We start from the raw sequence: 22,409 nt of genomic DNA on the forward strand, positions 1-22,409 counted from the left end.
GATCTGAGGATTCCATTGACCACACCGAATCAGTCGAACGACGATCGGAACCAGACCAACGGCGTCACCGAGCGGGTCGCCTCGTCTCCGATCCAGCCGCGGCCGATCCCACGCCAGGGCGGCCAGGGTGAAGGCGCCCCGGCGCCGGAGTCCGGTGCCGCCGGTGGCGAATCGTTCGACAACGGGAAGGGCAGCAAGTCGCCCTACCAGGACGGGTGGGCCCAGCTGCCGCAGCGTGAGCCGCAGTCGAACCTGTACCGGCCCGGCGAGTCGCCGAGTCAGGGCAGGCCGTCCTCGGCGCCGCAGCCGTCCGCGGGCGGCGGTCTGAAGGGCAGCGGCGCGTCCAATGCCAGGACGACCGCCGACCTGGCGGCCAAGGCGGCGCGCAAGGAAGCGGCGATGGTGAAGTCGGTCGGCATCGACGGCCCGACCCGCAGCATCGCGCGCCCCGAGCTGGTCAAGGACATGCCGGACCTGTCCGAGGTGCGCCATCCCACCCCGGACGCGCCGCCCGCGCCTCCTGGGCTGCCGATGGCGCAGGTGCCGCCGCAGCCGGGGCCCAGCGCCAGGGCCGCGGCCGCGGGGTCGGTCTCGCCCGCGGTGCCGGTGGCCATCGCGGCCGCCGCCTCGGGTGAGCCGCTACGCGCGACCGTGCAGATCCGCCGGATCGACCCGTGGTCGACGCTGAAGATCACGCTGGTGATCAGCGTGGCGCTGTTCTTCGTGTGGATGGTCGCGGTCGGCCTGCTCTACATCGTGCTGGCCGGCATGGGCGTGTGGGACAACCTGGACAACTCGCTGGGCGAGATGCTCAACTCCGAGGGCAGCAGCTCGACGAGCCTGATCGACGCGGGCACCATCTTCGGCTACGCCGGCGTGATCGGGTTGATCAACGTGGTGCTGTTCACCGCGCTGGCCACGGTCGGGGTGTTCATCTACAACCAGTGCTGCGATCTGGTCGGTGGCATCCAGGTGACCCTGGCCGATCCGGACTAGTCACCAGCTCTGCGCTCACGGCCGGTCAGGCCCGGGAAACCGGGTTTGACCGGCCGTTTTGGTACTCGGTGGGGCAGTGGGGTAGTCTCGTTTCTCGTTGCGGTTCACTGCTCCGGCAGGGGATCGGAACGCATTCGGGCCTATAGCTCAGGCGGTTAGAGCGCTTCGCTGATAACGAAGAGGTCGGAGGTTCAAGTCCTCCTAGGCCCACTCCCGAACATCACAGTAGGGTGGGAATCATGAAGATTGTCCTCACGGTCGGTGTTGTGATCGCGGTTCTCATCGGTATCACCAAATTCCGCAAGCGCGATGACGCTGACCTCTGGAAAGAGGTCACCACCCGCTGATTCGGGTGTGCCAACTGGTTGACGCCAGCAAGGGGCCTTAGCTCAATTGGCAGAGCACTGCCTTTGCAAGGCAGGGGTTAGGGGTTCGATTCCCCTAGGCTCCACTTCTGTGAATTCCTCGGTTTTCGATTTTCTCGTCTCCGCCGTTCCCGGCGAATCCGACGCGCTCGACGTGCCCGCCGCCCTGGCCGCGCACCGCGCCCGCGCCGCCGATTTCCCGAATTCGCTCGACCGTGCCGTGATCGCCGGATTCGGCAGCGCGGGAACGGGACCGGCTTTCCTCGGCGGATATCAGGAAGCGCTGCGCGCGCTGGTGCCCACGCTCGATCCCGCCGATCTGGTGTCCATGTGCGCCACCGAGGCGGGCGGTGGGCGGCCTTCGGCCATCGCCACCACGGTCACCGAGGACGGTCTGGTCACCGGCACCAAGTCCTTCGCCACGCTCGGCACCTTCGCCACCCGGTTCCTGGTGATCGCCCGCGCGGGGGAGCGGCCCGACGGCAGGCCCGCGCTGCGCGCCGTCCTGGTGCCCGCCGGTGCGGCGGCCGTGGTGACGCCGCTGCCGGAACTGCCGTTCGCGCCCGAGATCCCGCACGCGAGTGTCGAGTTCGACGCCGCGCCCGGTGTGCTGCTGCCCGGTGACGGCTACACCGACTACCTCAAACCGTTCCGGACCGTCGAGGACGTCCATGTGCTCGCCGCTGTACTCGGTCAGCTGCTGCGGGTGGCCAGGCAGGCGCAGTGGCCCGCGGAGGCCGTAGAACAGCTGCTGGCGGTGTTTGCGGGCGTGCGTGGGCTCGGGGGTGAGAACCCCGCGTCGGCGGGGGTGCACATCGCGCTGGGTGGTGTCTTCGAGCGGCTGACCCGCCTGCGCGCCGAACTGGAACCCCTGTGGAACCGGGTCGACCCGGAGGTCCGGCGCCGATGGGAACGTGACGCTCCGCTGCTCGGGGTGGCGGGCAAGGTCAGGGCCGCGCGCTTGCGGGCCGCCTGGGACTCGCTGGGGTGATCAGCCGCCGGTGAAGGTGCCGAGGCCGTCCTCGTCGAAGAAGTCGATGGTGACCGTGTCGTCGCGGAAGACCACCGAGGACAGGCTGCCGGGCGGGGCGTTCTCGCCGGTGGGTTCGAAGGCGAACGTGTCGCCGTCCCAGTGCCGCAGCGGGAAACTCTGGCCCGCGGGGCCGATGGTGAGGGTCAGGCCGTCGGGGGTCTCGGCGATCGTCGCCGGGCCCCAGAACTCGTTGGCGTAGGTGCCCGCGTAGCTCGGCAGGGGCTGGGCGGGAGCGGGATTCGCCGGTGCCTGCTTGCCCGCCAGGTCGCCTTCCGGGTCGTTGAGCGGGGCGATGGCGTCGTGGAACAGCGCGCGCCAGTCCTCGCGGATCTCACCGAACTGCACCAGATCGGCGAATTCGGCGGTGAGCGCCTCCGGGACGCCGATCGGGGCGGCGTTGGTGAGCGCGACGATGGCGACATCGGCCGAGGGGATCACCAGGAAGTTGGTGGCCGCGCCGAGGGAGAACGCGCCGGAATGGCTGTATGCGGTGCGGCCCGCGGGCGAGACCGAGGCGTTGAAGCCGAAGCCGTAGTTGCCCGCCCTGGCGGCGGGATCGGTGGCGGGGGAGGAGATCATCTGCGGGGTGATCGCGGGCAGCAGCGCCTCGGCGGGGGCGATGGGGGCGCCGTCGGCGAGCAGCATGCTCAGCCAGCGGGCCATGTCCTCGACCGAGGAACTCACCCCGCCCGCGGGGGATTGCGCGTCGGGATTGCGCACCGAGCGCGCCACCCACTGTCCGTCGATGTCCACATGGCCGACGGCGCGGTTGGGGCGGGCCTGGAAGTCGTCGAAGCGGGAGCTGGTCGACTGCATGCCCAGCGGGGTGTAGACGGCGTCGGCCGAGAGCTGGGCCCAGTCGGTGCCCGCCGCGGCCGCGACCGCCTCCGCGCCGGCCGTGTAGCCGAAATTGGTGTACTCGTAGGTGATCCGGAACGGTGCGAGGGGTTCCAGGCGCAGCTTGTCCAGGATGGCGGCCTGGTCGTAGCCGATGTCCTCGAGCCGGTCGCCGGCGTGGTCGGGCAGGCCGCTGCGGTGTGCGAGCAGGTCGCCGACGGTGAGCTGGGCGGTGGTCGACGGGTCGGCCAGGGCGAAGCCGGGCAGGTGCTCGACGACGGGGGTGGTCCAGTCGACCCGGCCCGCGCCGACCTGGCTCGCTACCACGGTCGCGGCCACCGATTTCGACACCGAGGCCAGCTGGAAGACGGTGTCGGCGTCGACCTTGTCCGGCCTGCCTTCCTGACGCACACCGAAACCCTTGGCGTAGACGGTCTTCCCGCCGTGCACCACGGCCACCGCCATGCCCGGGATGTGGGTGTCGGCCATCAGCGACTCGACCAGCCCGTCGAGTTCGCCGACGGCGTGGTCGACCGCGTCGTTCGGGAGATCGACACCGGCGACCTGGTTCGGCGGGAGCGCCGCGGTGGTGGTCGGGGCCGTCGCGTGGTCGTCGTCGCCGGAATCGGCGCAGCCCACCAGGATCGTCATCGAGACGACCACCGCCACGATCGCGCCACGGGCAGGCACCATGCGGCGACGATAGCCCCGGTTGCCGGACGATCGCGGGATCGTGGCTGGACTGTGACGGTGCCGGGTCGAGGTGCGCCGTAGCCGAGTGGCCGAGCTGCGACCTTGCCGGAAAATGGGGAGCGGGCCTCGGCGAAGGGGGGGAGTTAGCCGAGGCCCGCGTAGGGTCGGCCCGGGGGGGAGGGGCCGACGTGAACGATCCTACGCGATATATGGGGAATTCGCGTACGCGCAACGAAGCAGTTTTCGATATTTTTCGGCGGCGGTGGATGGTGTGCGTCCGCGCCGGATGCCGTGGACGCCGTGGCGGTGCCGATCGGTCGCCCGACAGTTGCTTTACCGAGCGCTGAATCGGCTGGTACGCAAGGTTTTACGACGGAATCGCGGTGAACATGTTCCTGTTCGTAGGCGATGGTCGGGCCCGAACGCACCCGCGTGACGTTGTGACGTGTGACGAAAAATCAGTCCGATTCGCCGCGTGTCGCACGCGCTCGGCATGTCGAACATCGGTGTACACGTGGGGTTGTGGGACACCCGGAAATCGGGATGCGACTTGTCGGTGGGTCCCGCGATACTGAGGTCCAGCAGCATGCGAAACCTACGACACCAGGGAGAATCATGCCCGACGCAATCGTCGCCGAGGGTCTGGTCAAACGGTACGGGCAGCTGACTGCCCTCGACGGGCTCGATCTGTCCGTCCCGGAAGGTACCGTCACCGCGCTACTCGGCCCGAACGGCGCGGGGAAGACCACGACCGTTCGCGTACTCACCACCCTGCTCGTCCCCGACGAAGGCCGCGCCACCGTCGCCGGGATAGATGTCATCCACAATCCCCAGGCGCTGCGCTCCCACATCGGCGCCTCGGGCCAGTACGCCGCGGTCGACGAATACCTCACCGGCTTCGAGAATCTCGAGATGGTCGGCAGGCTCTATCACCTCGGAACCCAGCGCAGCAAGGAACGCGCGCGCGAACTGCTCGACCGATTCCGGCTCAGCGACGCCGCCGACCGGCCGGTGAAGGGCTACTCCGGCGGCATGCGCAGACGCCTGGACCTCGCGGGCGCGCTGGTCGCCAACCCGCCGGTGCTGTTCCTCGACGAGCCGACCACCGGCCTGGACCCCCGTGCGCGGCTGGACCTGTGGGATGTCATCGAGGAGCTCGTGGCAGGCGGCACCACCCTGCTGCTCACCACCCAGTACATGGACGAGGCCGACCGGCTGGCCGATTCCATCGCGGTGATCGACCACGGCACGGTGATCGCGCGCGGCACCGCCGACGAACTCAAGGCCCTCGTCGGCGGCGACCGGATCGAACTCACCGTCGCCCACGTCGACCAGCTGGCCACCGCCCAGCAGGTGCTGACCGGGCTCGCCGACGGCGAGATCCACCTCGAACCCGGCCTGCGCCGGATCACCGTCCCGGTGGCCGACGGCTCCCAGGACCTGGTCACCGCCATCGGCAGGCTCACCGAGCACAAGGTCACCATCAACGATGTCGCCCTGCGCAGGCCCTCGCTCGACGACGTCTTCCTCACCCTCACCGGGCACGAAGCCGAGGACGTGGTCACCGGCGGGGTGGACATCGAGAAGGCGGGCGCCACGGAAGGACGGGACCGATGAGTGCCACCACCGAGACCGCGCAGGTCGTCGAACCCGGGCTGGGGGAGCGGCTGAAGATGGTGGTCAGCGACAGCCTGACCATCGCCAAACGCAATGTCATCAAGATCAAGCGCGTACCCGACGTGCTGATCTTCACCACGCTCTCGCCGATCATGTTCGTGCTGCTGTTCGCCTACATCTTCGGTTCGGCGATCAAGGTCCCCGGCATGGAGGGCGGGTATCGCGAATTCCTGATCGCGGGCATCTTCGTGCAGACCGTGGTCTTCGGTGCCTCGTTCACCGGCGCGGGACTGGCCGAGGACATGCAGAAAGGCATCATCGACCGGTTCCGCTCGCTGCCGATGGCGCCCTCGGCGGTGCTGGTCGGGCGCACGATCAGCGATGTGGTGATCAATGTGGTGAGCCTGGTGGTGATGTCGCTGACCGGCCTGGTCGTCGGCTGGCGTATCCGCGGCTCGTTCCTCGACGCGGTGCTCGCCTATGTGCTGATGCTGCTGTTCGCCTACGCGCTGTCGTGGATGATGGCGGTGGTCGGGCTGCTGGTCCGGGCGCCGGAGGTGTTCAACAACGCCAGCTTCATGGTGATCTTCCCGCTGACGTTCCTGTCCAACGCCTTCGTCCCGATCGAGGACCTGCCGGGCCCGCTGCGGGTGTTCGCCGAATGGAATCCCATGTCGGCGCTCACCCAGGCGGTTCGTGATCTGTTCGGCAACACCAGTCCGCTGGCCCCGCCCTCCACGGCGTGGCCGATGCAGCACCCGGTGGTGACCTCGCTGGTCTGGATCGTGGTGATCCTGGCGGTGTTCGTGCCGCTGGCTCAGTTGCAGTACAAGAAGTCCGTGAGCCGCTGACGGCTCAGTGCGCGCCGGTCTCCGAGGTGGGGGCCGGTTCGGAGCCGTTGCGGGAGTAGCCGAGGCGCGGGGGCTCGGCGGCGGGCTCGGGCAACTGCGGGCGCTTGCTGCGGGCGAACCAGGCCAGCGCGCCCGCGCCGGCGATCGCGAGCGACGCGATGAGCGGGTTACGAAGCTTCATGCGACCACTCTACGAGACGCTCCCGCGAGGTTCCCGGCCTCGCGCCGTCGCGGTGGCACCATAACTGCGTGACCTCACCCAACCAGACGGCCGTGGCGACGCTGCACACCGACCACGGTGACATCAAGATCGCGCTCTTCGGTAATCACGCCCCCGAGACGGTGCGTAACTTCGTCGATCTGGTCGAAGGCACCGCGCCGTATACCGTCATCAATGCCGGTGGCACGGAATCCGGTCCGTTCTACGACGGTGCCATCTTCCACCGGGTGATCCCGGGGTTCATGATCCAGGGCGGCGACCCCACCGGCTCCGGCCGCGGGGGTCCCGGCTACGAATTCGACGACGAGTTCCACCCCGAACTGCAATTCGATCGCGGGTATCTGCTGGCGATGGCCAATGGCGGGCCGGGTACCAACGGCTCGCAGTTCTTCATCACGGTCGCCCCGCAGCCGCACCTCAACCGCAAGAACACCATCTTCGGCGAGGTGATCGACCCGGATTCCCGCAAGGTCGTCGAGGCGATCGGTTCGGTGAAGACCGACCGCAACGACCGCCCGGAGGACCCGGTGGTGATCTCCGGCATCACCATCGACTGAAGCCCTGACGACGAACTCCCCGTCGCGTCTTCGCGGCGGGGAGTTCTTTGCTTCACGTGAAACCTTGCTCAGTCGGTCACCGAGGCGAACCCGTTGACGACCAGCGCGTCGTAGACGTCGTGCGGGTTGGTGCCCAGGTCCCAGCGGCCGAAGATCAGCAGGCGCTCGGTGTCGTTGTGCCGGACATCGACCTCGAGCATGGCGCTCTTGCGGCCGAGGCGGCGGTAGGAGACCATCCGGATCCGGTCGATGCGGTCCAGCGGGTATTCCTGGGGACCGGTGAGTGTGCCGACCACCAGACGCGGCGCGGGGCCGGGGATCATGGTCAACCGGGGACGCTGCCGGATGCCGAGCACCGTCATCGCCAGCACGGCGACCGCGGCGAGGCCGACGAGCAGCCTGCTCGGGCCGTCGGAGGCGAGAATCGTCGCCACGACCAGCAGAATTCCGCCGCCCGCGACGGCGAGCAGGCCCGCCAGCGGTGTGGTCCACGATGTGCCGACAGCGGACTGACCTGTGCTCACGCGGCGTGTCTCCCCATTACTCCTCGAGTTGTCCACAGCTTCATCCACAGGTGTGCATGAATTACACAGGTGTAATCCGCAGCGGGGCTGGTCAGCGCCATCGCATGGTCATGATCAGGCCGACGACCATCAGGCCGAAGCCGATCAGGAAGTTCCAGGCGCCCAGGTCGTACATCCAGCCGATGTGCTCCTGCGCCAGGTAGTAGACGATGAGCCAGGCCAGGCCGGCGAGCATGAAGCCAAGCATGATCGCGACGTACCAGACCGGCGACGGACCCACTGCTTTCACCTTCACCGGCGTGCGGCTGGCGGGGCTCGGGGTGTAATCGGCCTTCTTGCGGACCTTGGACTTGGGCATGACGTCCTCGAATTCGGCGTATAAGTAACCTCTAGGCTATCCCACCAGGTAATGGATGCGACGACCTACGGGGTCGGCACGTACCCTCGACCCATGCGTGTATTGGTCGTCGACAACTACGACAGCTTCGTGTTCAACCTGGTGCAGTACCTCGGCCAGCTTGGTGCCGAGGCCGTGGTCTGGCGCAACGACGACCCGCGCCTGGACGATCTCGACACCCTGCTCACCCGTGGCGACGAGGGCGGCAGCTTCGACGGCGTGCTGGTGAGCCCCGGCCCCGGCAGCCCCGACCGCGCGGGCGCGAGCATCCCGCTGGTCCACGCCGCCGCGAAGCACCACACGCCACTGCTGGGCGTATGCCTCGGGCATCAGGCCATCGGCGAGGCGTTCGGCGGCACCGTCGACCGCGCGCCCGAGCTGCTGCACGGCAAGACCAGCTCCGTCTACCACCTGGGCTCCGGCGTGCTGGCCGGTCTGCCCGATCCCTTCACCGCCACCCGCTACCACTCGCTGACCGTGCTCCCGGAGACCATGCCCGAGGAGCTCGAGGTGGTCGGCCACACCGAGAGCGGCATCGTGATGGCCATGCGCCACCGCACCCTGCCGATCCACGGCGTGCAGTTCCACCCGGAGTCGGTGCTCACCCAGGGCGGGCACCGGATGCTGGCCAACTGGCTCGAGGTCTGCGGCGAGCGCCCGTCGGAGGCACTGGTCTCCGCACTCGAGGCGGAGGTCGCGGCGCTGGTCACGACGTAGCGGCCGCCTCGATTCTGGACTGACAGAGAGAAGGAGCGCAGCGACTGAACGGCGGAGGGAAGAATCGAGGCCCACAGGGCCGCGGAGTGCGGCGCCAGCCGCTGATGTCACAGTGAGGCCGTGGGTGTTGTTGTCGGTGGCGGCCAGTCTCGACGGGTACATCGACGACACGAGCGCGCACCGGCTGCTGCTGTCCAACAGCGCCGACTTCGATCGGGTCGACCAGGTGCGTGCCCAGTCCGACGCCATCCTCGTCGGTGCCAGCACCCTGCGCGCCGACAATCCGCGCCTGCTGGTGAACAGTGCCGAGCGGCGGGCCGTGCGGGTGGCCTCGGGCAAGCCGGAGTATCCGGTGAAGGTGACCGTCACCGAGACCGGCGAGCTCGATCCCGCACTGAAGTTCTGGCACACCGGCGGCGAGAAGCTCGTCTACACCGGTGCGGCGGGGGCGGCGCGGCTGGGTGAGCGGCTCGCCGGGCTGGCCGAGGTGGTCGTCCTCGGTGACCGGCCCGCGCTGGCGGACCTGCTCGACGATCTCGGCGCGCGCGGTATCCACAGGCTGATGGTGGAGGGCGGCACCGGCATGCACACCGGCTTCCTCGCCGAGGGCCTCGCCGACGAGATCCGCCTGGCGATCGCCCCGATCCTGGTGGGCGACACGGCCGCTCCGCGCTTCGTCGGACCGGCGTTGTTCCCGGGCGGCGCACAGCGCAGGCTGCGGTTGACGCATGTGGAACAACTTGGGGATGTCGCTGTGCTCAACTACCTGGTCAACACTGGGGACAACCCGGTCGACTAACCGGTCCTGTGCGTGAAATCATCAACATGACCTGCGGATATGCCGCTGTTCACACATTGTCCGGCACCACCGTGCACACCTGAACATGACAAATTCCACATCTGGTGAAAGCTGTGGATAACTTCGACCGGCAGGGGATCTCGATGAGCGACGGCGACACCGACCACCGCTTCATGCACAGGGCGATCGAGCTCGCCCGGCAGTGCCCGCCCAGCTCGACGGCCTATTCGGTGGGCGCGGTGATCGTCGCCGACGGGGTGGAGATCGCCACGGGCTATTCGCGCGAGACCGACCAGAAGGTGCACGCCGAGGAATCGGCACTGAACAAGCTCGACCCCGACGACCCCCGCCTGAGCAGGGCCACCATCTACAGCACCCTGGAACCGTGCTCGACCCGCGCCACCGCGACCCGCCTGCCCTGTACCGACCGCATCCTGGCCGCGGGCATCCCCACCGTGGTGATCGCCTGGCGCGAGCCGAGCCTGTTCGTCGCCGCCTGCGAGGGTGTGGACAAACTCCGCGAGCACGGCGTGCGCGTGCTGGAGCTGACCGACCTGGCCGCCGAGGCCAGGTCGATGAACTCCCATCTGGACCTGAGCTGAGCGGTCAGGGCCGCCCGTAGATGGCCGTCACGAACTCGCCGAGCTGGTTGTCGTCGAGGTGGCGGGCCAGATCGGCCTCGCTGATCATGCCGACCAGGCGCTTGTTCTCGATCACCGGCATCCGCTTCACCCGGTGCCCCTCCATCTGATCGAGCACCTCTTCCACATCGGCGTCGGCGCTGACCCAGCGCGGCGTCGACTCGCACAGTTCGGCCGCGGTCGTCGTCTCGGGGGACAGCCCGAGCGCCACGCACTTCACCACGATGTCGCGATCGGTGATGATGCCGCACATGCGCTCGTTGTCGTCGGCGACGACCAGCGAGCCCACGCCGAGATCGGCCATCGCGGCCGCGGCGGTTGCCACGGTGTCGCCACGGGTGATCCACTGCGCGCCGGGCTTCATGATGTCCCTGGCCATGGTCATGAGGCGTCCTCCTGGTCAGCGTTGCTGGTTGGGATGAGCAGCCTCATTCTGCGCCCGTGGCGACGGGGCAGGAAGGTTCTCCACGCAATCGAGACCTCGCGCTAGCGCGGGATCGGCGACGCTCCCACCTGCAACACGACATTGCCGTTGACCGTCACCGTCGACCCCGCCGCCGGGCTCTGCCCGACGATCTTGCCCGAGGCGCTGCCGTCGAGCGTGATCACCGTGGTCTGGCTCAGCTGACCGGTCCAGCCCAGCGCCCGCAGCTTCTCCTGCGCCTGCACCGGGGTGAGCCCGCTCAGATCCGGGACGTCGATCCGGTCGCCGTCGGAGACCTGCACGACGATGGTCGAGCCCTTCTCCGCGTTGCTGCCGCCGCCCGGGCTGGTCGACAGGACCGTGCCCTTGGGCTGCGCGGACTTCACGTTCTCGATCGTCACCTTGAAGCCCGCCCCGGCCACCAGGTTCGGCTGGGCGACCGCGATGTCCTGGCCGACCACATCGGGCACCCTGACCTGCTCGGGCCCGCTGCCGATGATCAGCGTGATCGGCAGATCGATGCTGACCCAGGTGCCGACGCGCGGTTCGGTCTCGACCACCTTGTCGGTCTCGGCGATGCTCGACGCCTTGCGCCGCACCTGCGGGTCGATGCTCAGCCCGATCGCGTTGAGCGACTGCTCGGCGGCGGCCTGGGTCATGCCCTCGAGCCGGGGCACCTGCACCTGCGCGGGCCCGGTCGAGACCTGCACGGTGACGGTGCTGCCCTCGTCGATGCGCGAACCGCCCAGCGGCTGGGTCGCGATCACGTTGCCCGGCATCACCCGGCTGTCCGGCTTGTCCTCGGTGGCCACCTGGAAACCGGCCTTGACCAGCGCGGACTGCGCCTGCTGCTTGGACTGGCCGGACACGTCCGGCACAGCGATCTGGTCGGGCTTGCTGCCCGGCCCGACCAGCACCCAGAACAGCCCGAACGCCACCGCCAGCGCGGCGGCCACGCCGAGCGCGATCAGGCCGGTGCGATTGCGGCCCTCGGCGGGCGGGGCGATCGCGGCCTGCTCGGAGGTGTCCTCGCGGCGGTCGCGGAAACTGCGCGGCGCGGGCTCGTCGTCGTAATCCATGATGGTGGTGCGATCTTCGTCGTTCATCACCATCGGCGCGCTCGGCTTCTGCCCGCCGAGCACCCGGATCAGATCGGCGCGCATCTCCGCGGCGGTCTGGTAGCGGTTGGCCGGGTTCTTGGCCATCGCCTTGAGGATCACCGAGTCCAGCTCGCGCGGCACACCGGGATTCACCGACGACGGCAGCGGCGGATCTTCCTTCACGTGCTGGTACGCCACCGCGACCGGCGAGTCACCGGTGAACGGCGGCTGCCCGGTGAGGATCTCGAAGAGCACACAGCCCACCGAGTACACATCCGAACGCGCGTCCACGGTCTCGCCGCGGGCCTGCTCGGGCGAGAGGTACTGGGCGGTGCCGATCACGGCGGCGGTCTGGGTCATCGGGTTGGAGCTGTCGGCGATCGCGCGCGCGATGCCGAAGTCCATCACCTTCACCGCACCGGCGCGGTTGATCATGATGTTGGCCGGCTTCATGTCGCGGTGCACGATCCCGGCCTTGTGGCTGAAATCGAGCGCGGCGCACACGTCGGCCACGATCTCCATCGCCTTGCGCGGCGCGAGCGGGCCCTTGCCGCGCACGATGTCGCGCAGGGTGTCGCCCTCGACGTACTCCATCACGATGTAGGGCAGCGGCCCGCCGTCGACGGTGGCCTCGCCGGTGTCGTAGACGGCCACGATCGCCGGATGGTTCAGCGCCGCCGCGTTCTGTGCCTCGCGCTTGAAGCGCAGGTAGAACGTGGGGTCGCGGGCCAGGTCGGCGCGCAGCACCTTGATCGCGACATCGCGCGAGAGGCGCACGTCGCGGGCCTTGTGCACCTCGGACATGCCGCCGAACCCGATGATCTCGCCCAGCTCGTACCGCGAGGAGAGATTCTTCGGGGTGGTCATGGCTGTCCTATGTTCGGGCCCACGACGTTGTCGTCGTCCGGGAAGGGCAAATCGAAGGTGGGCAGGCGCGGACCGCGGACCGTGGTGGTGCCCGCCGCGGGTTGGGTCGTCGTCGGCGCCGGCTTGGTGGTCTTCGGCGGCGTCGTGGTCGACGGCTTGGGTGTGGTGGTGGTCGGCGGCTCCGACGTGGTGGTCGGCGGTTCCGTGGTGGTGCTCGGCGGTTCCGTCGTGGTGGTCGGGCTCGGGGCCTGGGTGGTGGTCGGCGCCTCGGACGGCGGGACGATCACCGGCGGCGCCGATCTCGTCGTCACCGGCGGGGGCACCGGCTGGGTGGTCTGCACCGTGGTGGTGGTCGTGCCGGTGCCGCGGTTGGGCTCGCCGCCGAACAGCAGCCACAGCACGCCGCCGCCGAGCAGCAGCGCGCCGACACCCAGGGCGATCAGCCACTTCTGGTTGTTGCGGCTGTCGTGGGCGGGCGCCGCCGCGACCGGCGCGGCAGCGGCCTGGGTGGGCGGGCCACCGTAGCCACCGTTGGGCTGGTTGCCGAAACGCATGGTGGCGCCGTCGTATTCGGCGCCGGCCGCGGCGGGGATGGCCATGGTGGGGCCGGGCGGCAGTACGCGGGTGGCCCCGGTCATCGGCTGGGCGGCACCCGAGGGCGGGGGCGGCATGTGCCCGGCGCGCACGGCGGCCACGGCGTCGGCGAACTCGCCACCGCTGCTGTAGCGCTGCGCGGGGTCCTTGGCCATGGTGATGGCGATGAGCTCGTGCACGTTCGACGGCAGGTCGGCGGGCATCGGCGGCGGGGCGTCGCGCACGTGCTTCATCGCGACGGTGATCGCGCCCTCGCCGGTGAACGGGCGCACGCCGGCCAGCGCCTCGTAGCCGACGATGCCGAGGGAGTACACGTCGCTGGCCGCGGTGGCGTCCTCGCCGACGGCCTGCTCCGGCGCGATGTACTGCGCGGTGCCCATCACCATGCCGGTCTTGGTCACCGGCGAGGCGTCGACGGCCTTGGCGATGCCGAAGTCGGTGATCTTCACCTGACCGGTCGGGGTGACGAGGATATTGCCCGGCTTCACGTCGCGGTGCACCACGCCCGCGGCGTGCGCGACCTCGAGTGCCCGGCCGGTCTGCTCGAGCATGTCCAGACCCTGGACGACCGAGAGCCTGCCCATCCGGTTGAGCACCGCGTTGAGCGGCTCGCCCTGGACCAGCTCCATCACCAGGTAGGCGGTCTCGCCGCCGGAGGGATCGGTGGTCTCGCCGTAGTCGTAGATGCCCGCGATGCCGGGGGCGTTGAGCTGCGCGGTGGTGCGCGCCTCGACCCGGAACCGCTGACGGAAGGTCGGGTCGGCGGAGAACTCGGTCTTGAGGACCTTGACCGCCACCCGGCGGTCGAGCCGGGTGTCCATCGCTTCCCACACCTGACCCATGCCACCGGTGGCGATGAGCCGTTGCAGGCGGTAGCGGTCAGCGATCATGGCGCCGTTGTTCAGCATCGGGGCCCCCGTGTTGTCACTCGCACACTCATTTCGTTCAGCCCCCTGCCAGGCCCGCGTCCAGTACCGACCTGGCGATCGGAGCGGCCACCGAGCCGCCGGTCGCCGCCAGTGCCCGGTCGCCGCCGTTCTCGACGATCACCGCGATGGCGATCTTCGGGTTCTGCGCGGGCGCGAAGGCCATGTACCAGGCGTGTGGCGGGGTGTTACGGGGATTGCTGCCGTGTTCGGCCGTACCGGTCTTGGACGCGATCTGGTACGGCGAGCGGCCACCGCCCGCGGTATTGCTCTCCGAGGCGATCATCAGGTCTTTCAGCGTCGACGCTACCGGCCCGGTCACGGCTTGTCCGACCGAGACCGGCTCGGTCTTGCTCAGCTCGGACAGATCGGGCGCCTGGGTGGAATCCACCAGGTACGGCTGCATCCTGGTGCCGCCGTTGGCGATGGTCGCCGCGATCACCGCGACGTCGAGCGGGGTCACCGCGACATCGCGCTGGCCGATGCTGGACTGGCCCAGCGCGGCGTTGTCCGGGATCGAACCGACGGTCGACTCGGCGACCGGCACCGGGACACCCCGGTGCGGGCCGATGCCGAACGCGGCGGCCTCGTCCTTGAGCTTGGACGCGCCGACCTTCACACCCAGTTCGACGAACGCGGTGTTGCACGAGCGCCGGAACGCCTCGTAGAGGCTGGCGGTCGGCTGGTCACCGCAGGTGCTGCCGTTGTAGTTCTCCAGCGTGGTGCTGGTGCCGGGCAGGGTGATGTTGGGCGCGGCGGTGAACTGGTCGTTCGGCCCGGCGATGCCGTTGGACAGCGCGGCCGCGGTGACGATGGTCTTGAACGTCGAGCCCGGCGGGTAGGTCTGCGAGACCGCGCGATTGAGCATCGGCTGGCTCTCGTCGGTGCTCAGCTGCTCCCAGGCCGCCCGGCCCGCCGCGCCGTCGTGGCCGGAGAGCTGGTTGGGGTCGTAGCTGGGCGTGGACACCATGGTCAGGATCTTGCCGGTGCTCGGCTCGATCGCGACCACCGCGCCGGTGTAGCCCTTGGAAGTCATCTGCTCGTAGGCGACCTGCTGCATCAGCGGGTTCAGCGTGGTCAGCACGTTGGCGCCGCGCGGATCGCGGCCGGAGAACATGTCGACCAGGCGGGTGCCGAACAGGCTCGAGTCGTTGCCCGAGAGCAGCGGGTCCTCGGCCAGCTCGAGGCCGGTCTTGCCGTACTGCATCGAGTAGAAGCCGGTGACCGGCGCGTAGGCGTCGGGCAGCGAGGGGTACTGGCGCAGGTACTTGTACCGGTCGTCGGTGGCGACCGAGCTGGCCAGCACGGTGCCACCGGCGGAGATCTGGCCGCGCTGGCGCGAGTACTCGTCGAGCAGCACGCGGGAGTTGCGCGGATCGCTGCGCAGATCGTCGGCCTTGACCACCTGCAGGTAGGTGGCGTTGACCAGCAACGCGACCACCATCACCATCACGGCGACGGCGACGCGGCGAAGCGGAGTGTTCATTCGCCTGCCCTGCCTTCCCGTCGGAACATCTCGGTGGCCGCGTCGGCGATCGGGGCGGGCGCGCGCTTGCGGGCCGGCGCCGGCGCGCGGGCCGCGTCGGAGATCTTGATCAGCAGTCCGAGCAGCGCGTAGTTCGCCAGCAGCGACGAACCGCCGTAGGAGATGAACGGCGTGGTCAGGCCGGTGAGCGGGATCAGCTTGGTGACGCCACCGACGACGACGAAGATCTGGATCGCGATCGTGAACGACAGGCCCGCCGCCAGCAGCTTGCCGAAGCTGTCACGCACGGCCAGCGCGGTGCGCAGGCCGCGCACGATGAAGATCAGGAACAGCATCAGCACCGCGGCCAGGCCGATCAGCCCGAGCTCCTCGCCGATGGTGGTGACGATGAAGTCGGTCTTGGCGAAAGGCACCTGCTGCGGCCGTCCGCTGCCCAGCCCGGTCCCGGCGAGCCCACCGGTCGCGAAGCCGAACATCGACTGCGAGATCTGGTAGCCGGTGTTGTGGTAGTCGTCGAACGGGTGCAGCCAGGTGTCCACGCGCACCCGCACGTGCCCGAACAGCTGGTAGGCGAACACGAAGCCCAGCGCCAGCAGGCCGCCGCCGATGATCAGCCAGCCCACCCGCTCGGTGGCGATGTAGATCATCACCAGCACCGTGCCGAAGATCAGCAGCGAGGTGCCGAGGTCCTTCTCCAGCACCAGCACGCCGATGCAGACGACCCACACGATCAGCACCGGGCCCATGTCGCGCGGGCGCGGGAAGTCCATGCCGAGGAAGTGCTTGCCCGCCGCGGTGAACAGCTCACGCTTGGCCACCAGCACACCGGCGAAGAACACGATCAGCAGGATCTTGGCGAATTCGCCCGGCTGCACGCTGAATCCGGGCAGCCGGATCCAGATCTTGGCGCCGTTGACCTCGGAGAACCGGCTCGGCAGCAGGGCCGGGATGGCCAGCGCGATCAGCCCGACCAGGCCGAGGGTGTAGGTGTAGCGCGCCAGCGTGCGGTAGTCGCGCAGCACGATCAGCAGGCTGATGAACACCACGATGCCCAGGCCGGTCCACATGATCTGCTGGTTGGCGTCGGGGGAGGGGATCGGGCTCGAGTCGTAGATCGCCTTCTCGGCGTCGGCGAGGTCGAGGCGATGGATCAGCACCAGGCCGAGGCCGTTGAGCAGCGCCACGATCGGCAGCAGCAGCGGGTCGGCGAAGGGCGCGAACCGGCGCACCGCCAGATGCGCGACGCCGAACAGCGCCAGGAAGGCCAGGCCGTACTTGGCGATGTCCCAGGTGACCGACTGCTCCTGGCTCGCCTCCACGATGAACAGCGACACCGTCGTGATCCCCGCGGCACCCGCCAGCAACAGCAACTCCTGGTTGCGTCGCGTCGACGGGGGCGGCGCTGGCGCGAATCCGCCAGGGGGGCTGGGGAACGCCCCGGCCGACGGCGGTGCCGGTGCGGACATCAGTCCGTCACCCGGCAGTTCTCCCCTGAGATCTGCGGAGTTGTCGGGGGGGCGGGGGTGGTGGTGGTCGGCGGCGCCGGGGTGGTGGTCGGCGTCGCGGGCTGATCGGGACCGGGGGTGGGGACACCCGGGGTCACCGGGGGGACCTCGGTCGGCAGCAGCACACCGGGCTGGGGCACCGATTCCTTCTTCGGGCACGGCGGCAGCAGTTCCTTGGCGGCCAGCACCTTCATGCTGTCGCGCGCCTTGTCCAGCGAGTCCGGCGGCAGGCCCTTCTGCACCTGATCGCGGCCGGTCGGCTTGAGATCGCTGACCATGAGCTTCTTGCAGCCGCTGGGCGGGGTGGCACCCGCGTCGACGAGGGTGAGCTCGCCCTTGCTGTTGACGCAGCCGGTGAGCTCCACATCGTGGATCGAGTAGCCCAGGATCGAGCCGGGCAGCCCGCGCATCACCACGACCTGATCGTGGTCGGCGCCCACGTAATAGTTGCTGCGAATCATCTTGTAGCCCACCACGAGACCCACCGCGACCGCGGCGATCAGCGCCACCGACAGCAGCAGCCAGCGCAGCTTGTGCGACTTGGTCTCCGGCGGCGGGGGCGCGGCGGCGGCCCGGCGCGGCTGCGCGCGCGGCGGGCGCATGGCGGCGGCCCGGCCCGCGGCGGTGTTGGGCGGCGGGGTGTCTTCCTCCTCCTCGGTGGAGGCGGCGCCCGCGACGATCGGATGACTCTGCCCGTAATCGAGATCGATCACATCGGCGACCACGACGGTGACGTTGTCGGGCCCGCCGCTGCGCAGCGCCAGCTCGATCAGCCGGTCGGCGCACTCGTCGGTGTTGCCCTCGCGCATGGTGTTGCCGATGGTCTCGTCGCTCACCACGTCCGAGAGGCCGTCGGAGCAGAGTAGATACCGGTCACCGGCGCGGGCCTCGCGCATGATCAGCGTCGGCTCGATCTCGTTGCCGGTGAGGGCGCGCATGATCAGCGAACGCTGCGGATGGGTGTGCGCCTGCTCGGGAGTGATCCGGCCCTCGTCGACCAGCGACTGCACGAAGGTGTCGTCGCGGGTGATCTGGGCCAGTTCGCCGTCGCGCAGCATGTAGGCGCGCGAGTCGCCGATGTGCACCATGCCGAGCTTGCCGCCCGCGAACAGGATGGCGGTGAGCGTGGTACCCATGCCGTCGAGTTCGGGTTCGGCCTCGACGTGGTCGGCGATGGCGGCGTTGCCGGAGCGGGTGGCGCGATCGAGCTTGCCGAGGATGTCCTGGCCGGGCTCGTCGTCGTCGAGGTGCGCCAGCGCGGCGATCATCAACTGGGAGGCGACTTCACCGGCGGCGTGTCCACCCATGCCGTCGGCCAGTGCGAGCAGCCGGGCGCCCGCGTAGACCGAATCCTCGTTGTTGCCCCGGACGAGTCCGCGGTCGCTTCGCGCTGTGTAGCGCAGAACAAGTGTCACGATCGCAGCTCGATCACTGTTTTGCCGACCCGGACAGGAGTGCCGAGCGGAACACGGACGGCGGTGGTGACTTTCGCGCGGTCGAGATAGGTGCCATTGGTGGAGCCGAGGTCCTCCACGTACCAGTCGTCACCACGCTGAGACAGTCGCGCGTGCCTGGTCGAGGCATAGTCGTCGGTGAGTACCAGCGTCGAATCGTCGGCGCGGCCGATGAGGACCGGTTGTGTGCCGAGTGTGATCCGAGTGCCGGCGAGTGAACCATGAGTCACCACTAGATACTTGGCGCCCTTCTGGCCTCGGCTGAAGGAGGGCAGTCCCATGGACCCGCGTGCGCCGCGAGTGGCCCTGGGCTGTATCCGTATGCCGGATGCCGCGTAGATATCGCTGCGCAAGGTCCGCAGAACGGCCCAGACGAACAACCAGAGCAGCAGCAGGAACCCCGCGCGGGTCAATTGCAGGATCAATCCCTGCACGGCGTTCCACCTCCTGTTCGCCCGGGTACGTCGGTACGGCAGGTGCGGGGCGAACCACCCCCACCGGCGTGCTGGCTTGCGGGCCCCGAGGTCGGGGCCGTGCGTGTGATGGCAGCATCATAGGGCCGACAGCGTCGACTCGTGACGTGCACCGCGCAGCTTACGGGATCAGACGATCCGGATCAGGATCTCGGAATGTCCGGCCCGGATGACGTCGCCGTCGGCGAGCTGCCAGTCCTGCACCGGCGAGCCGTTGACCAGCGTGCCGTTGGTGGAACCCAGGTCCGACAGCATCGCGGTCTGGCCGTCCCAGCGCACCTCGATGTGGCGGCGCGACACACCGGTGTCGGGCAGCCGGAAGTGGGCGTCCTGCCCGCGGCCGATGATGTTGGAACCCTCGCGCAGCTGGTAGGTGCGGCCGCTGCCGTCGTCGAGCTGCAGCGTGGCCGAGTAGCTGGACTGGGCGGGTGCGCCGTAGCCGCCACCCGCGGCGGCACCGGCCTGGCCGTAGCCGCCCTGCGGCTGGCCGTAGCCCGGCTGCTGGCCGTAGCCCGGCTGCTGGCCGTAGCCACCTTGCTCCTCCTGGCCGTAGCCGGGTTCGGCGTAGCCCTGCTGGCCACCGCCGTACCCACCCTGCTGGCCGTAGCCGGGTTCGGCGTAGCCCTGCTGGCCGTAGCCGCCCTGCTGGTCGTAGCCCGGTTCGGCGTAGCCCTGCTGGCCGTACCCGGCCTGCTGGCCGTAGCCACCCTGCTGGTCGTAGCCCTGCTGGCCGTAGCCGCCTTGCTGGTCGTAGCCGGGTTCGGCGTAGCCCTGCTGGCCGCCGCCGTAGCCGCCCTGCTGGCTGTAGGCCTGCTGGCCGTACCCGCCCTGCTGGTCGTAGCCACCCTGGTCGTAGCCGCCCTGCTGACCGCCGTAACCACCCTGCTGGCCGTAGCCGCCCTGGTCGTAGCCGTTCTGGTACTCGCCACCCTGCTGGCCGTACGCGGCGTCGCCGTAGCCACCCTGGGCGTCGGGCGCGCCGTAGCCGCTACCCGCGCGACCGTATTCGTCGGGGTAGGCGCCCCCTGGAGCTGCCCCACGTCCGGCGGGCGGCGGCGCGTACCCGCGATTGCGTGGATCGGACTCCGCGGGCTCTCGGCTCGGCTCGTAGCCTGAGTTGTGCGTCATGGGGCCAGCTCCTGGTTGCGGGTGTGCGGGTCGTTGTGGCTGTCCGGGGCGAGGTGGGGCGGTCCCGCGACCGGCGTCGGGGTCGACGTGGCCGCTCGCTCTGAACTGTCCGGTGTGCAGCGTAGGTGATGCCTCGAACGCCACGTGTACTTCGCCGTAGGTCTGCCAGCCCTGCTCGCGGATGTAATCCTGCAGATGTTTGGCGAACGCTTTGGTCGTGAGGTCGTGATCGGCGTCGAGCTTGCCGTGATCGGAGGAGTTGATCGTGATCACGTAATTGTTGGGCGCGAGCAGATGCCCGCCGCCCAGATCCTGGATGTGATCAGCGGCTTCGCGCTGCAGCGCGGCCTCCACCTCCTGGGGCACGACGCTGCCGCCGAACACCCGCGCGAACACATCACCGACGGCGCCTTGCAGGCGACGCTCGAATCTCGACACGATGCCCATCACAGCCCTCCCTTCGGTGCACGTATCCAGCCGGTGGACACGCTGGTTACGGCGTGTCCGGACGCGACCACGTTCCTTGCATGATATCCACGATCCTCCAACCCTGTAACTCCCGGCGAACCGCCCCGGTTCCCGGGCCGTGTTCGCTCACAACGCGGCAGGTCAGAGGCTCGATTTTATTTTTGCCCACCGGGCATGTTAAGTTTTTCCAGTCGCTCGGGCGAGTGGCGGAATGGCAGACGCGCTGGCTTCAGGTGCCAGTGTCCGTAAGGACGTGGGGGTTCAAGTCCCCCTTCGCCCACAGAGACAAGAGGCTCGATCCCTTCCGGATCGGGCCTCTTGTTGTTTCGGGGGTCAGCGGCGCACCAGGCGCAGCAGGGCCGCGCGCAGGTCGGGGCGTGGGGCGGCGGCGTCGAGTTCCAGCAGCGCGATTTCGGCGATCGCGGCGACCAGCAGCACCGCGACCGGTCGCGGATCGTCCCAGCCCAGGGCGGCCAGGTCGGTGCGCAGGAGATCGGCGGCGGTGGCGTTGCGGGCCGAGACCGCGCTCTGGAGACCCGCGTCGGTGCGGGCCTGCACCAGCAGGCCCTTGGTCGCCGGTTCGGCCAGGCAGCCGTCCAGGTACGTGGTGACGACGGCGGCGAGGCGTTCTTCCCCGGGCGCCAGTCCCGCGACGGCGGTGTCGACGCGCTCGGCGAGGTCGTCGTGGAAGGCGCCGTGCAGGGCGAGCAGATAGTCCTCGCGGCTGCGCCAGTGCTGATAGAAGCTGCCCTTGGCCATACCCGCCTCGGCGGTGATCGCGTTGACCGACAGCTTGCCCAGGTTCGCGGTGGCCAGCAGCTGCCTGCCCGCGTCGAGCAGGGCCCGGCGGCCGGGTTCGGCCGGCCTCACGACGACAGCTCCGCGCGCGCCGCCAGGAACCCGCGCACCGCGTCCGCGAACAGCTCCGGCTTCTCCGCGAAGGGCTCGTGCCGCGCCGCCAGCACGGCCACCTCGGCCCCCGGCAGCGCTCGCGCCACCCCGCGCTTGCTGAGCAGCCACGGATTGACCGGATCGCGCAGTCCCCAGACCACCAGCGTCGGTGTCCGCGGCAGCAGCGGCCCGGCGGCGGGCAGGTCGACGCGCGGGTCGTCGAGACTGCGCCACAACCGGCGATAGACCGCGAACCGCGCCGGATCGCCCGTGACCCGCCGTGCCCGTTCGAGAATCGGCCGCACCCCCGCCGCACGGGTGGAACCCAGATACATCCGCGCGCACGGAACCACCGCGAACCGCGCGAGCGCGGGCGCCGCCATCAGACGGAACACCGCTCTGGTCAACGTGTTCCGTGGCACGAACCCGGCTGGTTGCACCAGCACCAGTCCCCGGATGTGCGTCGCCGCGCGTTGGGCCAGTCGCACCGCCGCGTACCCACCGACACTGTTACCGATCACAGTGAAGGAATGGAATCCGTTGGCGCGCAATGACTCCACCACGTCCTCGGCGATCCGGCCGAGCGCCTCGACATCGATCGCGCCGGGATCGGTGACGCTGGACGCGCCGTATCCGGGCCAGTCCACGGCCGCGATAGCCCAGTCCGGGCGCAGTGCCTCGGCGAGCAGATCGAAATCACGGTGATCACCCGGATTGGCATGCAGCAGTAGCAGTCCCGGTGCTTGGCCGGGTGCGCGGCCGCTGAGGTGCACGGCCACCTCGCCGTAGGGCGTCGGCACGGTGTGCGTCGTGCTGCCCGAGGCCGTCATCGGGTGTCCTGTCGCC

The 22,409-nt window shown here is 69.3% G+C and carries 23 protein-coding genes and 3 tRNA genes; 12 read left to right on the forward strand and 14 right to left on the reverse strand.

Annotated elements, in window-relative coordinates; translation table 11 throughout:
* The first annotated feature begins 15 nt into the window (after positions 1-15).
* The 5 genes from ACWEMY_RS01395 (at position 16) to ACWEMY_RS01415 (ending at position 2,352) form a co-directional block, all read left to right on the forward strand.
* A complete protein-coding gene (locus tag ACWEMY_RS01395) occupies positions 16-996 on the forward strand; it encodes a DUF3566 domain-containing protein (RefSeq protein WP_452388392.1) in 981 nt (326 codons plus the stop codon).
* Between the two features lie 136 nt (positions 997-1,132).
* Positions 1,133-1,206 (forward strand) — tRNA-Ile (locus ACWEMY_RS01400).
* 29 nt (positions 1,207-1,235) lie between these two features.
* Complete coding sequence (locus ACWEMY_RS01405; protein WP_278260913.1) at positions 1,236-1,343, forward strand: DLW-39 family protein; 108 nt, start codon at positions 1,236-1,238, stop codon at positions 1,341-1,343.
* A 31-nt stretch (positions 1,344-1,374) separates the two neighbouring features.
* Positions 1,375-1,447, forward strand: a tRNA-Ala gene (locus ACWEMY_RS01410).
* Between the two features lie 5 nt (positions 1,448-1,452).
* Positions 1,453-2,352, forward strand: coding sequence for an acyl-CoA dehydrogenase family protein (locus ACWEMY_RS01415; RefSeq protein ID WP_452388393.1), 900 nt, complete (start codon positions 1,453-1,455; stop codon positions 2,350-2,352).
* On the opposite strand, the gene ACWEMY_RS01420 is transcribed toward ACWEMY_RS01415, so the two are convergent.
* Positions 2,353-3,924 carry a serine hydrolase gene (locus ACWEMY_RS01420; protein ID WP_452388394.1) on the reverse strand — a complete coding sequence of 524 codons (1,572 nt, stop codon included), beginning with the start codon at positions 3,922-3,924 and terminating at the stop codon, positions 2,353-2,355.
* A 615-nt stretch (positions 3,925-4,539) separates the two neighbouring features.
* Between ACWEMY_RS01420 and ACWEMY_RS01425 the strand changes: the two genes are divergently transcribed.
* Together ACWEMY_RS01425 and ACWEMY_RS01430 are read left to right on the forward strand one after the other, a co-directional pair.
* On the forward strand, positions 4,540-5,541 hold the full coding sequence (locus ACWEMY_RS01425) for an ATP-binding cassette domain-containing protein (RefSeq protein ID WP_375932115.1): 1,002 nt from the start codon (positions 4,540-4,542) through the stop codon (positions 5,539-5,541).
* A gap of 56 nt (positions 5,542-5,597) precedes the next feature.
* Positions 5,598-6,392 carry an ABC transporter permease gene (locus tag ACWEMY_RS01430; protein ID WP_375935584.1) on the forward strand — a complete coding sequence of 265 codons (795 nt, stop codon included), beginning with the start codon at positions 5,598-5,600 and terminating at the stop codon, positions 6,390-6,392.
* 4 nt (positions 6,393-6,396) lie between these two features.
* Here the strand turns inward: ACWEMY_RS01430 and ACWEMY_RS01435 are convergent, their stop codons facing one another.
* Positions 6,397-6,573 (reverse strand): hypothetical protein, encoded by a 177-nt coding sequence (locus ACWEMY_RS01435; RefSeq protein WP_452388395.1) that lies wholly within the window; start codon positions 6,571-6,573, stop codon positions 6,397-6,399.
* Positions 6,574-6,641: 68 nt separating this feature from the next.
* Here ACWEMY_RS01435 and ACWEMY_RS01440 point away from each other — a divergent pair, with 68 nt between their 5' ends.
* Positions 6,642-7,169, forward strand: coding sequence for a peptidylprolyl isomerase (locus ACWEMY_RS01440; protein WP_452388396.1), 528 nt, complete (start codon positions 6,642-6,644; stop codon positions 7,167-7,169).
* A 68-nt stretch (positions 7,170-7,237) separates the two neighbouring features.
* Here the strand turns inward: ACWEMY_RS01440 and ACWEMY_RS01445 are convergent, their stop codons facing one another.
* Together ACWEMY_RS01445 and crgA are read right to left on the reverse strand one after the other, a co-directional pair.
* Positions 7,238-7,693, reverse strand: coding sequence for a PH domain-containing protein (locus tag ACWEMY_RS01445; protein ID WP_452388397.1), 456 nt, complete (start codon positions 7,691-7,693; stop codon positions 7,238-7,240).
* Between the two features lie 91 nt (positions 7,694-7,784).
* Positions 7,785-8,051, reverse strand: a complete 267-nt coding sequence (gene crgA / locus ACWEMY_RS01450; RefSeq protein WP_278260906.1) for a cell division protein CrgA — start codon at positions 8,049-8,051, stop codon at positions 7,785-7,787.
* Positions 8,052-8,144: 93 nt separating this feature from the next.
* On the opposite strand from crgA, the gene ACWEMY_RS01455 reads away from it, so the two are divergent.
* The 3 genes from ACWEMY_RS01455 (at position 8,145) to ACWEMY_RS01465 (ending at position 10,208) form a co-directional block, all read left to right on the forward strand.
* On the forward strand, positions 8,145-8,807 hold the full coding sequence (locus ACWEMY_RS01455; protein WP_452388398.1) for an aminodeoxychorismate/anthranilate synthase component II: 663 nt from the start codon (positions 8,145-8,147) through the stop codon (positions 8,805-8,807).
* Between the two features lie 124 nt (positions 8,808-8,931).
* Positions 8,932-9,606 (forward strand): RibD family protein, encoded by a 675-nt coding sequence (locus tag ACWEMY_RS01460; protein ID WP_452388399.1) that lies wholly within the window; start codon positions 8,932-8,934, stop codon positions 9,604-9,606.
* 104 nt (positions 9,607-9,710) lie between these two features.
* Positions 9,711-10,208, forward strand: a complete 498-nt coding sequence (locus ACWEMY_RS01465) for a deaminase (RefSeq protein WP_452388400.1) — start codon at positions 9,711-9,713, stop codon at positions 10,206-10,208.
* Between the two features lie 4 nt (positions 10,209-10,212).
* Here the strand turns inward: ACWEMY_RS01465 and ACWEMY_RS01470 are convergent, their stop codons facing one another.
* The 8 genes from ACWEMY_RS01470 to ACWEMY_RS01505 form a co-directional block, all read right to left on the reverse strand.
* The gene (locus ACWEMY_RS01470; RefSeq protein WP_278260902.1) at positions 10,213-10,632 is read right to left on the reverse strand and encodes a CBS domain-containing protein; all 420 of its coding nucleotides are present in this window, start codon (positions 10,630-10,632) and stop codon (positions 10,213-10,215) included.
* Positions 10,633-10,733: 101 nt separating this feature from the next.
* Positions 10,734-12,638, reverse strand: a complete 1,905-nt coding sequence (pknB, locus tag ACWEMY_RS01475; protein ID WP_452388401.1) for a Stk1 family PASTA domain-containing Ser/Thr kinase — start codon at positions 12,636-12,638, stop codon at positions 10,734-10,736.
* Complete coding sequence (locus tag ACWEMY_RS01480; RefSeq protein WP_452388402.1) at positions 12,635-14,140, reverse strand: protein kinase domain-containing protein; 1,506 nt, start codon at positions 14,138-14,140, stop codon at positions 12,635-12,637. The genes pknB and ACWEMY_RS01480 overlap by 4 nt, the downstream gene beginning before the upstream one ends.
* Positions 14,141-14,177: 37 nt before the next feature.
* Entirely contained in the window at positions 14,178-15,644 is a 1,467-nt protein-coding gene (locus ACWEMY_RS01485; RefSeq protein ID WP_452388403.1) for a peptidoglycan D,D-transpeptidase FtsI family protein, read from the reverse strand.
* Complete coding sequence (locus ACWEMY_RS01490; RefSeq protein WP_452388404.1) at positions 15,641-17,110, reverse strand: FtsW/RodA/SpoVE family cell cycle protein; 1,470 nt, start codon at positions 17,108-17,110, stop codon at positions 15,641-15,643. Before ACWEMY_RS01490 ends, ACWEMY_RS01485 begins: the two co-directional genes overlap by 4 nt.
* Entirely contained in the window at positions 17,110-18,564 is a 1,455-nt protein-coding gene (locus ACWEMY_RS01495) for a PP2C family protein-serine/threonine phosphatase (protein WP_375932148.1), read from the reverse strand. The genes ACWEMY_RS01490 and ACWEMY_RS01495 overlap by 1 nt, the downstream gene beginning before the upstream one ends.
* Entirely contained in the window at positions 18,561-19,037 is a 477-nt protein-coding gene (locus ACWEMY_RS01500; protein ID WP_278260896.1) for an FHA domain-containing protein FhaB/FipA, read from the reverse strand. Before ACWEMY_RS01500 ends, ACWEMY_RS01495 begins: the two co-directional genes overlap by 4 nt.
* Positions 19,038-19,205: 168 nt before the next feature.
* Positions 19,206-20,651, reverse strand: coding sequence for a DUF3662 and FHA domain-containing protein (locus ACWEMY_RS01505; protein WP_452388405.1), 1,446 nt, complete (start codon positions 20,649-20,651; stop codon positions 19,206-19,208).
* 218 nt (positions 20,652-20,869) lie between these two features.
* Here ACWEMY_RS01505 and ACWEMY_RS01510 point away from each other — a divergent pair.
* Positions 20,870-20,952, forward strand: a tRNA-Leu gene (locus tag ACWEMY_RS01510).
* A gap of 53 nt (positions 20,953-21,005) precedes the next feature.
* Here the strand turns inward: ACWEMY_RS01510 and ACWEMY_RS01515 are convergent.
* Both ACWEMY_RS01515 and ACWEMY_RS01520 read right to left on the reverse strand, forming a co-directional pair.
* Complete coding sequence (locus ACWEMY_RS01515) at positions 21,006-21,542, reverse strand: TetR/AcrR family transcriptional regulator (protein ID WP_452388406.1); 537 nt, start codon at positions 21,540-21,542, stop codon at positions 21,006-21,008.
* Complete coding sequence (locus tag ACWEMY_RS01520) at positions 21,539-22,393, reverse strand: alpha/beta fold hydrolase (protein WP_452388407.1); 855 nt, start codon at positions 22,391-22,393, stop codon at positions 21,539-21,541. The genes ACWEMY_RS01515 and ACWEMY_RS01520 overlap by 4 nt, the downstream gene beginning before the upstream one ends.
* Between the last annotated feature and the right edge of the window lie 16 nt (positions 22,394-22,409).

The sequence above is a fragment of the Nocardia sp. NPDC004415 genome (assembly GCF_053602435.1).